Here is an 11,128-nt window from a genome sequence, read left to right as displayed (position 1 = left end):
TGACGACGGTGTGTTGAAGGCGGCGTATCGAGGCGGGTGTCGAGCCTGCCAGAACCTCTCAGTGAGAGCGATACGCCATGGAGACACCTACCAACCTCGTCCGACTTCGTCATCCCGAAGACCTCGACGATCCCCTGACCGAGGTGCTGCGTAGCGGCGCTCGCCGCCTGCTCGCCCAAGCTGTCGAGATGGAGGCGGACGCCTTCTTGAGCGCGATGCAGGACCTGCGACTGCAGGATGGACGGGCCCGGCTGGTGCGGCACGGTCACGGGCCGGAGCGGGCGATCCAGACCGGCATCGGCCCGGTGCCGGTCGCGCGGGTCCGTGTCCGGGACCGCGGTGCGAGCGGGTCTGAGGACCGGGTCCGGTTCACCTCGACCATCCTGCCGAAGTGGGCGCGGCGCACCCGCAGCCTGGATGCGCTGCTGCCGGTGCTGTACCTGCGCGGTGTCTCGACCGGTGACTTTCAGGACGCGCTGGCCGCCCTGTTGGGTCGTGACGCCCCGAACCTGTCGCCGGCCGTCATCGCCCGGCTGACCGCGGCCTGGGCGGACGAGTATGCCCGCTGGCAGGGCCGCGATCTCTCCGCGCGCCGCTATGCCTACGTCTGGGCCGACGGCGTCTACCTGCAGGCCCGGATGGAGGAGCAGGCCGAGTGCATGCTCGTGCTGATCGGGGCGACGCCCGAGGGTCGCAAGGAGCTCGTCGGCTTCCAGGTGGGCGTGCGCGAGAGTGCCCAGAGCTGGCGGGAGCTGCTCGTCGACGTGAAGCGGCGCGGGCTTTCGATCGCGCCCGAGATCGCGGTCGGCGACGGCGCTCTCGGCTTCTGGCGGGCGCTGGACGAGGTCTTCCCCGGCACCGCTCACCAGCGGTGTTGGGTTCACAAGGCGGCCAACGTCCTCGACAAGGTGCCGAAGTCCATCCAGCCGGCGATGAAGGCGGACCTGCGCGAGATCCACGGCGCGCCGACCCGGGCGGCAGCCGAGGTGGCGCTGGCCGTCTTCGTCGAGAAGTACGGGGCCAAGTACCCTCGGGCCGCCGCCTGCCTGACCAAGGATCGTGACAGGCTGTTGGCGTTCTACGACTTCCCGGCCGAGCACTGGGATCACCTGCGCAGCTCGAACCCGATCGAGAGCATGTTCGCTACGGTGCGGCATCGGACCGTGCGGACCAAGGGGGCGCTCTCGGCCACGACCGCCAAGCTGATGGTGTTCAAGCTGGTGATGGCGGCGTCGAAAACCTGGCGCCGGCTGAAGGGCGAAAACCAGTTGCCGAAGGTCGTGGCCGGCGTCATCTTCCGCGACGGGACCGAGGTCGCCGCGAGCCCAGATCACCGCGCCGCCTGACCACCGCCGTCACCTAAAATCCGGCATAGCTCCCTGACGCTGATCGACGAGCATAGCCGGGTGTGCTTGGCCCTGAAGGTCGACCGGCGCCTCAACAGCGTCGGCGTGATTGAGGCGCTGGCGGATGCGATGTGCCTGCACGGCATCCCTGAGAACATCCGCTGCGACAATGGCCCTGAGATGATCTCGAAGGCGCTACGCAAGTGGGTCAACAAGGTAGGCACACAGATCCAGTACATCGCGCCGGGCTCGCCGTGGGAGAACGGGTACTGTGAGAGCTTCAATGGCAAGCTTCGCGATGAGTGCCTGAGGCAGGAGATCTTCTACTCTCTGAAGGAAGCGCAGATCGTGATTGGTCTATGGCAATCCACCTACAACCGCGTCCGGCCGCACTCGTCGCTTGGCTATCGGCCGCCCGCGCCTGTCAGCTTCCCAGATCTGGCCTTCCGGCTACCCATGGCCGCAACCATGCAGTAGCCTCTCAATTGGCTCGGTCTAAAATACCGGTCAGGTCAGGGAGGCAAGAATTGAAGGGCCTACGCAATCCTGCATCCAAGCTAAGTGGAATTCTCAGTGAAGGACGCCAGTTATTGCGTGGCAGCGAGCCCGTGAATGTGTATGGCGACTTTGAGCGTTGGGTGAACAAAGTCGCACGTTGGTTGGAAGACGATCTACAGAAACCCGCGCTCAGCGCCACTTGGTGCGGCCTACCTTATTCCCCCCTTGTGACGGGTTCTGGCTATCGCAATGATGAAGTAGCGTGGACCCGGCATCGGGATGCGGTGTCGACCCGCATGCAGTGGCTCGGTCATGCGCTGACGCCCCCGGCATCGTCTGAGACGATGCAGAAAGTGTCCTCCTCTGCTCCCTCAAGGAAGGTGTTCATTGTCCACGGCCATGATGAGGCCGCGCGCGAGACGGTTGCACGCTATATCCAGAGCATAGGGCTTGAGCCCATCATCCTGCACGAGCGCACCAACAAAGGTCGCACGATCATCACGAAATTCCGTGAGGAGGCCGCGGACGCAGCCTTTGCCGTTGTCCTCATGACACCGGATGATCAGGGCGCGAAGGCCGGTGCAGAAACGAACAATCCGCGCGCGCGCCAGAATGTGGTTTTCGAACTTGGCTTTTTCATCGGTGCGCTTGGCCCAGAAAAGGTTTCTGCCCTGGTCAAGGGCAACGTAGAGAAGCCATCGGATTTCGAGGGTGTTGTTTATATTTCTATGGAGAATGGCCATTGGAAAATTGACCTTGCAAAAGAGTTCAAGGCCGCCGGTATCGAGATAGATTTCAATAAAGTGATGGGAGCATGAACCAGCTCACCATCCTCGACACCGCCCTCGCCCCAACGCTGATTGCGGCAGCGGGTGACCACGCCGCCTACCGCTTCCTGGAATTCTTTGCAGATGGACTGCCTCGGATGAGCATGTCAAAGCGCTACCTGTTCGATCCCGAGTTCGCCCCTCAGAGACAGGCCGAGGCCGAAGCCGCCATCAACGCCTTCCCGTACCGCCTTCCCGCCCGGCGGAAGAACAAGGTTTCCGCGCCCCCGCGTTGGGACCCTCTGTGGGAGGACGCGATCTCCAGCGCCGCCGGCGAACTCGGGGTGGAGCACATCCGGGTCAACGACGGCATCTGCTTCCGGCTGGCGGCCGACCGTGATCGCGTGCGTGAGCGTGCCGAGGTGCTGTGGCGTGAGCGGCACGACCACTACGCCGCCCAGCGCGGAAGTCGGGTGTGAGCCGGGTGAACTCGCTCGCCACCCTGAGCGCCCTTCCGGCCCCGGCTCTCGTCGCCGCGGCCGGCGAGCGCGCCGCCTACCGGTTCCTGGAGTTCTTCACCGCGCAGCTCCGCAACCCTCATACCCGGCGCGCCTACGCCAGGGCCCTAGGCGAGTTCTGCGCCTGGCTGGACGGGTACGGCCTGCCGTCGATCACGGCCGTCGGCTCGATCCACATCGCCGCCTACGTCGAGGATCTCGGGCGCAGCCACAGCGCCCCCACGGTCAAGCAGCGCCTGGCAGCGATCCGGATGATGTTCGACTGGCTGGCGACCGGCGGCGTCCTCCCGTTCAACCCGGCGACCGCCGTGCGCGGGCCGAAACACGTGGTGAAGCGGGGCAAGACGCCCGTGCTCGCGCCCGACGAGGCGCGCGCGCTCCTCGACGCGATCGACACCACCACGCCAATCGGCCTACGCGACCGGGCGCTGATCGGCCTGATGGTCTACACATTCGCGCGGATCGGCGCGGCGACCGCCATGCGGGTCGAGGACGTGTACGTGCAAAACCGCCGCCTCTGGGTGCGCCTGCATGAGAAGGGCGGCAAGGCTGTGGGGCTGCCCTGCCACCACAACCTGGAAACCTACATGCACGCCTACCTGGACGGCACAGGCATCGCCGCGGACGACGATGGGCCGCTGTTCCGGACGATCCGGCGCGGGACGGCCGTACTGTCCCGCACTGCTCTGCCGAGTGCCAACGCCTACGCGATGGTGCGGCGACGGGCGAAGGCGGCCGGGATCGCCACGCAGATCGGCAACCACACGTTCCGGGCGACCGGGATCACCGCCTACCTCCAGAACGGAGGCACGCTGGAAAGGGCGGCAGCCATCGCCAACCATTCCTCGACTCGAACGACCCAGCTCTACGATCGCCGAGCCGACGAGGTGAGCCTGGACGAGATCGAGCGCATCCTGATCTGAAGAGCGTGCTGATCGTGGGCCGCGAGCCCCCCTACCGGCCCCACTATGGCGCTTGTGGCTTCCGATACGCCAACGGTATCGGAAGCTAGGAGGCCAGCATAGGGCGGCAAACGCACTTCTGCCGGCCGCAGCCCAGGTTGCGGCAAGCCCATCACAGGCAGAATGTCAACGTGTCAACAATTCATCGCACTGACGCGTCATCGGGACAACTCGTTGTAGTGTCAGCGCGTTTTCACGATACGTCCCTTGCCCTTCTTCATCAGGAGATCGTTGATCGCTTCCATCATCACGTCTTGGGTCGTCATGTCGGCGTCGAGACCCACGAGTTTGATCATGCGATAGATTTCGGGCTCGACCCAGACGGTGATCCCACGCGCGCCTTGCCGCGTGGCCGGGCGAGGGGTCTTCGTGTCCTTGATATTTTTGGTGGCGCGCCGAGGCGAAACCCCGGTCTGCACAGGCTCAGCGGCGGGCTCTGGTTCTATGGCTGCCGGCGGCTCATCACGGCGTCCAGTAGAGACACTGTCGGTAACGGCTGCTCGGAGGCTGAAGCGGGGCGCAGCGTTCATCAGGCAGCCTCGACGCCGGTCTGCGGAAGAGGCAGCCCCATCAGGTTGGCCGTCCATCGGAACAGCTCATCAATTTCAGAGGCCGCCCTGCCCGCTGGTTCGATCTCCTGGGCCGTCCTGCCAGGGATGAAGCCGCGCGAGTATGAGACTCGCTGATAGATCGCACCGGAATAAACAGGGATGTCGCGCTCGCGCAGACCGGCACGCGCTTCCTCCAAGTCGAATTCGGTTGACGTATTGCACGCGTTGAAGACCACCCAAGATGGCTTGCGCGCGATGGTTGTGAGGTCGTGTGTCTGTCCGATCGCATCGATGTCGAGGATCGAAGCGCGACATGGTATCAGGATCAAATCGGCGGCCTTACACGCCACGAGAGCCGGCCGGTCCGCATGCGGCGCGGAGTCAATGAGCAGCAAATCTAAGCCGCCGCCGGCAGCCTGAGCCTTTACGTGATCGAGCTGCTCGGCCGACGTGACCACCGCTTCGGGGTGATCTTTCCGCCGCTCGGACCATTTCCAAGCCGATGACTGGGGATCGAGGTCCGCGATGGCAACCTGAAGCCCAGCACGGTGTGCCGCTACCGCAAGGTGTAGGGCAAGTGTCGTTTTCCCGGCCCCTCCTTTTTGTGAAACCAGGGCGAGCGTATGCATCGCGTTGACCTTCTGACAGTGTGACGGGCTGACGGGCTGTCTTAGCATCGCGACAGTTTGTTAACAGGACATCACCGAAACGCGGTGACGGCGCAACCCGTTTCGGCGTTGACCCGTCAGATTGTTGACACGTCAACGGGTCGGCTCGACAGCGCGATGCCATTCCGATCGGTTGAGGAAGTGCCCGGCAAGCATCAGGCCGAACGACCCTCTAGGTGGCATAAGAGCTTTTGTGAAAAACGCTTATCCTGGGTATGCTCAGGTCGACGACGAGGCCCCCATGGCGACCATGACCATCTCTCTGCCCGACCCGATGAAGGAGTGGATCGAGGCGCAGATCAGGCAGGGCGATTACGCCAGCACAAGCGACTATGTCCGCGATCTCGTCCGCCGCGACCGGGAGCGGCGTGCCCATCCCGAACTGACGCTCGAGGATCTGCGCCGGATCGTCGATGACGCTCGCGCCAGCGGATCGAGCCGGCGCAAGGTCCCTGAGATCCTCGCACGGGCGAAGAAGCACGCGCAGGCCGCTCAGCCGCTGGATGAGTGACTATACGCTCACGAGGCGGGCCGAGGCGGACCTCTTCGACATCGCCGTTCATGGCTACCAGCGGTTCGGTGTCCGCCAAGCCGAAGCTTATGCCGCCGGTCTGGAGCACGCCTTCCAGCTTCTCGCCGACAACCCCGGCATGGGCCGGAAGGCCGACGGGATCCGCTCAGGCGTGCACCGGCACGAGCATTCCGCGCACGTCATCCTGTACGAGGTCGTGGCTGACGGCGTCCTGATCCTGGCCATCGTGCACGGTCGCAGCGTGAGGCGGTTCGCGCTGTAGGGGAGGGGCAGTGCCGCAGTACTGCGTTGGCTCGGCATTTCTACGACGGCCTTCGAAACCAGCAGGGCCAATGCGACAGGCTCCAAGATCGCCCTCAGCGCTCTGGCCTCGCCAACACGTTCAGCGATCCGTACGAAGCCCCAACGTTGACTTAGCCGTGCGTGCCAGCCGACATGCGATGTCCGGCTACGCAGCGCCTCGCGCGAGTCGCCGGCACCATCAGGAGATCACGCCGCCGCAAGTCGACCCCTGAAAAGCCAACGGCCCCCCAGTCGCCAAACTGGAGGGCCGTCGAAACCCAAAGGGCCTGTGAGGCCGGATTTGCTGCCCCTCACAAGCCATGAGATGCCCCCGGGCGTCAAGCGAAAGCGCCAACTTTCGCGACGGTGAGGCTTTGCCTGTGGACCGGACGCCCTAACCGGCGGCTCGGAACGACCTGTCGTGGCCCGACGAGGGCCGGGAAGGGATGTTTGCAGAAGAAATCCGCCGCGCCATCGAGGCGGCCAGCCGAATCGCCCTGCCTCAGGTGACGGCGCAGCTCTGGCGCGCGTTCGGGGATGGACACATCACCGAAGCCGAGGCCGAGAGCCTGTCCGCGTTGATCGAAGCGCGCACGCTGACCGGGAAGGCAGCCCGTGTCGGCCAGCCGTCGAGCCCATTGGGGCCGCAGCCGGCCGAGGCTTTCGATGCCCCTCAAGCCCTTGCAGGAAGCGCCAGGCGGTCGGTGGGCTCACGCCCGCGCACGGACGCGTCGATGGAGCGTCGCCGCCGCTGGGCGGCCTCCGGGCGGCTGCCACCGGGGTTGGCGGCGCGGTTCACCCTGGCCGAGCAGGCAGTGCTGGCGCTCGTGGCGGCCGAGACCGCCCGCCGGGGCGATTGCCGGCTCGCTGTCGGCCACCTCGCGGCGATCGTCGGCGTCGCCGAGACCACCGTGCGCAACGCCATCCGTGAGGCGAGCAAGCTGGGGCTGGTTACCGTCGAGGAGCGGCGGATCACCGGCTTTCGCAACGACACCAACATCGTCCGCATCGTCGCGCCCGAGTGGACCGCATGGCTGCGCCTCGCCCGCAAGACCCATCCCGCTCACGTGCCTCAGCGCTTGGATGCGGCGGAGGGGGGAGGGTGCAAATCCGCACAGCGCACGCATACTCAGGTTCTAATCCCGTTAGATTCGAGGATAACCCAACCGTCAAAAGGCTGCCGGAAGGCAGCGGGCGACCTCGATCGTGCGACACCTTCGAGAATCCGACAGGGTGGTAGGAAGACCAGAGCCATGCGCTGAGGGTCTGAGCCCGGACGGTCTGACGAACGCCCTCCACCATCACACCATCACAGCACCACCGACCCACCGTCATCCGGCTGGCCGATCACCTGTGACCGCGCGCATCCGCCGACACGCAGACGTGCGTCGACACGGGTGTGCAGCTCGGTTAGAGGCGCCGCTCCCGATTCTGGAGCAGCTCGATGCGCCATCCCAGGAGCGTTGACCTGCCGGCCCTGCTCCTCGCCCTGACCACGGAGAATGCCGAGCTGCGCCAGCAGCTCGGCGACGCCCAGGACCTGCTGATGAAAACCGCCATCGACGCCGGGCACCTGCACGCCCGCATCGAGGCCGTGCAGATTGAGCGCGACGCCTGGCGTACCGAGGCCGAGCAACTGCAAACCCGTCTCCCAAGGGTGGGCTGATCGGCGACAGGCCGAGCTTGGCCTGCTACACCGTCGCCTCTTCCCGCCAGGTGCTCGAGGCGTTCGCGACACCGCACGGCACCGCGGCGGGCAAGCGCGCGACGACAGGCGACCGCGGGCCAGTTCCCCTCGGTTCGCCCGTGACGCCTCGGCCGGGCGGTCGCGTGAGGGTCGGCGCCCCGGTGGAACTGGTCACCGCACGCGCCGGCTCACGGCCCGCTCACACGCTGGGCTGAACCCGCGCGGCACGTCCTTGGCATAGGGGCCAGATCCGCCGCCAGATCACGGGCCATGATCGACGTCGATCTCGACCAACCCGCCGAACTCACCCTCTGGCCCGGCCATGCTCCGGCTCGCGCCGCCGAGATGCGCAGCTTCCCGACCTTGCGCGCCGCCCTGGACGCTGCAGCCGAGGCCATCGATGGTGAGGATGCCATCCCGTGGATCATCACGGACAGCGGCGACATCCTCGCTCCCAACTGGATCCGCGCCTACACCGCGATGGCGCTGCCGTGAGGCGGCCAGGCTGTAGACCGCGCGGGATCGAGGTCAGGCCGGCTGGTGGCTCACGGCCGCCGGCGCAGCGTCGACGGGGGCGGTCGCGGGCGTTTCCTGCGGCTGTTTCGTGGCCCGGCGTGCCGCCCGGATCCGATCTCGGTATGCCTGCACGCCCTTGAACTGACGCCGCGCACCTGTGCGGTGCTCCTCGCTTACCGGTCCCACCGGATGGCCGGCCAGATCGTACCGCCACGCACCGGATCGACTGAGGGCGAGCAGGTAGCCCAGGCCGAGGCAGTAGACCTTCAGGGCTTGCTTCAGCTGCGCGGGCGGGATCCCCGGCCGGGCGAGCTGCGTGAGCATCTGCAGGCTACCGAGCGCCAGCGGCCGGATCGGATCTCCGGGTGCGGTCGGGAACACGGGCGGCCGCTCCTGCAGCAATGCGCACAACTCGGAGGCCCGGGAGACCTCGTAGCGGCCCGCCACGACGGCGCCGGCGGCCGGCCCGGCCGAGGCGGCGGCCTCTGTGTTTGAGGCAGTGGCTGTGACCGGCGCGTCAATCATGGGGTGAAGGTAGCGGTTCCCGCCGAGGTCTTGAAGTCGGCTTTCGTGTTCGGGCGCGCCGTGCCGAAGATCGGGACGGTAAGGCCCTGCTGCGCGAAGCAGTTGGGCAACGATCCGGGTCTCAGCGATTACAACTTTCGGTAAAAATGAAGCCTATCATAGCAACGGTATATTGTGTATCGCATTATGATGCCGGAACGCTAGCTCATGATAGAAACTTTTTGACACGTCCCAGTAGGGGTTATATTGCGATGTGCATATTGTCTTTCATGGAGATGCGTGGTGGATCAAACATCCATGACGAGCAACGGGGATACCATCGATTATACGCAGATGGCGGCCGATATCGTCTCTGCCTATGTAGCGTACAATCATATTGCTGTCTCCGAGCTGCCTGAGCTGATCATTCGCACGCGGGAGGCTGTGGCCAACCTCGGCGGTTCGAACGCCGCGGTTGCTGCGCCGGTCGAGAGGCCGACGGCCGCCGCAATCCGTCGTTCGGTGACGCACGAGGCGCTGATCAGCTTCGAGGATGGCAAGACCTACAAGACGCTCAAGCGCCATCTGACGAAGCTGGGGCTGACCCCGGACGCCTACAGGAGCAAGTGGGGGCTTCCCGCCGATTACCCGATGATCGCGCCAGGCTATGCTGAGAGGCGCTCGCAGCTGGCCAAGGGGTTCGGCCTCGGGCGGCCTCAGCGGGCGGCGGCCTCAGAACCCGTCGCCTCGTGACGGTCGACGCACGCACCCGGTCCTGACGCTGACATCTGCTCGTTGATGACCGTCCCTTGCAGTTCGGAGCTCTACCAGGTCGGTCATCATCGATCGGCTCGCCGGGTGGGGTTTCAGGATCGAGCCAATTGGCGAGCCGATCGACGCTCCACAGGATGCTGCGGCCGTGATCGGCGCGACGATCATCGCGTCAGGGTCGCGGCTCCCCAGGCCGGGCATGAACCGCGTCGACCTCGATCAGCCCGCCGAACTCAACCCTCTGGCCCAGCGATGTCCCCGTTCGCGTTCCGCCGGCGTGTTGAAGCGGCTTGTGTGCTCGGGGTCGCCGGGTTGTGGTTCGGGCTCGAGCGCGGACTTGTGCGGCGGTCGTCGTCGGACCTGAGGCGAGCCGGGGTTGGGCTTACCAGATCCGCGGCCTTCTCCTTGTCGGGGTGATGCTGCCAGCCTTGAGAGGCGCTGTGTGGGACGGCTCGAGGTGTGGAGTATGTCCTGCTATCTCCCGTCCTTCTCGTTGCGCTTCCTGGCTCAGCTTAGTGACGGCTTGCGTCCCCGATCGTGCTGAGCCTGGTTGTCGGATGCGGGCTCTCGTTGTCAGCACACACCACGCACCTCCGGAAGGCCATTCGCGGCCAGAACCCGGAAAAGCGATTGTGGCAACGCCACTTGGGCTGGCCAGAGCCAGGGTCGATTGCCGGCTCGAAGCTCACGTCCGGACGCCGGAGGATCCCTGCGATAACGATGCCGACATGGGGTGATCAGCGACGCGACAACCGTCCGATATGCCCCGCACACGATCTGCCTCGACGCACAGGCATAGGCGCGACAGCCGCGCCGCGTGCCGGACGCAAGCGACAGTGATGCCGGGAACAGCTCGGCCATAGTCCGGAGCATAAAGTCGGGCGGCGACGCGTACGATGCGGGTGCGATGTGTGGAAATCGTCCGATATGCTCGGAGCAAGGCCGGCAGAGCCCGAACACGAACGGAAGGCAAACCGGGGCCAAGTCGATCGACATCCGGGGGACGACCCGACGCACAGTCTGAAGTAGCTTCAGACCTCACACCGTCCGAGAAAGAAGGGAGAGGTGGATCCATCGGGTGATACGGGCTGATTTTTTGCCGGTTCGGCTCGATCGGATGGAGCGCCACGGCTGCCTGCACCTTCAGTGCGTGTGGTGTGATGCCCTTCTTGCTACCGTACCACGACCGTCTTCTACCGCCTCTTGCCGGACCCGGCCCGTACCCTGCCGTGCCGCCACCGACGTGCCACGTCGCCGTTCAGGCTGAGACCGGATCCGACGGCGCCGCCACCCATCCGCTGTAGCGTCTGTGCGGTTGAGGAAGGCTGCGCCCACGACGGGCTACAAGGACCCACAGGGTGCCAGTCGTTGCCAGCAAGTTTGCCAGTGGTTTGCCATAAGCTTGGAGTATCACACCACACGCACTGAAGCGTCTGAGACCCCGTAGGCCTGTCGAGGAACCCGGCTGCGCGGACGGCGTCGATCGAGCTGGCCCCGTGGCTTCCAGCCGTCGTCCAGTCTGCTCC

At 65.5% G+C, this 11,128-nt stretch carries 13 protein-coding genes and 1 pseudogene; 11 read left to right on the top strand and 3 right to left on the bottom strand.

What is annotated here, in order from left to right; genetic code table 11:
- Positions 1-77 precede the first annotated feature (77 nt).
- From BM419_RS27655 to BM419_RS27635, 5 genes and pseudogenes are all read left to right on the top strand, one after another.
- Entirely contained in the window at positions 78-1,346 is a 1,269-nt protein-coding gene (locus tag BM419_RS27655) for an IS256 family transposase (protein WP_091928326.1), read from the top strand.
- 33 nt (positions 1,347-1,379) lie between these two features.
- Positions 1,380-1,823, top strand: a pseudogene (locus BM419_RS27650) (integrase core domain-containing protein); the annotation flags it as partial.
- A gap of 50 nt (positions 1,824-1,873) precedes the next feature.
- Complete coding sequence (locus BM419_RS27645; RefSeq protein ID WP_244540891.1) at positions 1,874-2,662, top strand: TIR domain-containing protein; 789 nt, start codon at positions 1,874-1,876, stop codon at positions 2,660-2,662.
- Positions 2,659-3,090: a hypothetical protein gene (locus BM419_RS27640; protein WP_091928324.1), complete on the top strand. Its 432-nt coding sequence runs from the start codon at positions 2,659-2,661 to the stop codon at positions 3,088-3,090. The genes BM419_RS27645 and BM419_RS27640 overlap by 4 nt, the downstream gene beginning before the upstream one ends.
- Positions 3,087-4,052 (top strand): tyrosine-type recombinase/integrase, encoded by a 966-nt coding sequence (locus BM419_RS27635; RefSeq protein WP_244540890.1) that lies wholly within the window; start codon positions 3,087-3,089, stop codon positions 4,050-4,052. Before BM419_RS27640 ends, BM419_RS27635 begins: the two co-directional genes overlap by 4 nt.
- A 221-nt stretch (positions 4,053-4,273) precedes the next feature.
- Here the strand turns inward: BM419_RS27635 and BM419_RS32120 are convergent, their stop codons facing one another.
- Both BM419_RS32120 and BM419_RS27630 read right to left on the bottom strand, forming a co-directional pair.
- Positions 4,274-4,621: a ribbon-helix-helix domain-containing protein gene (locus BM419_RS32120; protein ID WP_139257142.1), complete on the bottom strand. Its 348-nt coding sequence runs from the start codon at positions 4,619-4,621 to the stop codon at positions 4,274-4,276.
- Positions 4,621-5,271: a ParA family protein gene (locus BM419_RS27630; protein WP_175556389.1), complete on the bottom strand. Its 651-nt coding sequence runs from the start codon at positions 5,269-5,271 to the stop codon at positions 4,621-4,623. The genes BM419_RS32120 and BM419_RS27630 overlap by 1 nt, the downstream gene beginning before the upstream one ends.
- Before the next feature lie 280 nt (positions 5,272-5,551).
- On the opposite strand from BM419_RS27630, the gene BM419_RS27625 reads away from it, so the two are divergent.
- The 5 genes from BM419_RS27625 (at position 5,552) to BM419_RS27605 (ending at position 8,306) form a co-directional block, all read left to right on the top strand.
- Positions 5,552-5,821: a type II toxin-antitoxin system ParD family antitoxin gene (locus tag BM419_RS27625; protein ID WP_091928322.1), complete on the top strand. Its 270-nt coding sequence runs from the start codon at positions 5,552-5,554 to the stop codon at positions 5,819-5,821.
- On the top strand, positions 5,814-6,104 hold the full coding sequence (locus BM419_RS27620) for a type II toxin-antitoxin system RelE/ParE family toxin (RefSeq protein ID WP_091928321.1): 291 nt from the start codon (positions 5,814-5,816) through the stop codon (positions 6,102-6,104). The genes BM419_RS27625 and BM419_RS27620 overlap by 8 nt, the downstream gene beginning before the upstream one ends.
- 466 nt (positions 6,105-6,570) lie before the next feature.
- The gene (locus BM419_RS27615) at positions 6,571-7,386 is read left to right on the top strand and encodes a GntR family transcriptional regulator (RefSeq protein WP_091928320.1); all 816 of its coding nucleotides are present in this window, start codon (positions 6,571-6,573) and stop codon (positions 7,384-7,386) included.
- Between the two features lie 182 nt (positions 7,387-7,568).
- Positions 7,569-7,790, top strand: a complete 222-nt coding sequence (locus BM419_RS33035) for a hypothetical protein (protein ID WP_091928319.1) — start codon at positions 7,569-7,571, stop codon at positions 7,788-7,790.
- 291 nt (positions 7,791-8,081) lie between these two features.
- The gene (locus BM419_RS27605) at positions 8,082-8,306 is read left to right on the top strand and encodes a hypothetical protein (RefSeq protein WP_091928318.1); all 225 of its coding nucleotides are present in this window, start codon (positions 8,082-8,084) and stop codon (positions 8,304-8,306) included.
- Between the two features lie 33 nt (positions 8,307-8,339).
- Here the strand turns inward: BM419_RS27605 and BM419_RS27600 are convergent, their stop codons facing one another.
- Complete coding sequence (locus BM419_RS27600; RefSeq protein WP_091928317.1) at positions 8,340-8,852, bottom strand: ProQ/FinO family protein; 513 nt, start codon at positions 8,850-8,852, stop codon at positions 8,340-8,342.
- A gap of 297 nt (positions 8,853-9,149) precedes the next feature.
- On the opposite strand from BM419_RS27600, the gene BM419_RS27595 reads away from it, so the two are divergent.
- A complete protein-coding gene (locus BM419_RS27595; RefSeq protein WP_091928316.1) occupies positions 9,150-9,584 on the top strand; it encodes a Ros/MucR family transcriptional regulator in 435 nt (144 codons plus the stop codon).
- The last annotated feature ends 1,544 nt before the right edge of the window (positions 9,585-11,128 follow it).

Source organism: Methylobacterium sp. yr668 (assembly GCF_900116245.1).
Classification (GTDB): Bacteria; Pseudomonadota; Alphaproteobacteria; order Rhizobiales; family Beijerinckiaceae; genus Methylobacterium.
Note: the sequence above shows the minus strand (reverse complement) of the source record. Positions and strands in the feature narration are given on the sequence as shown.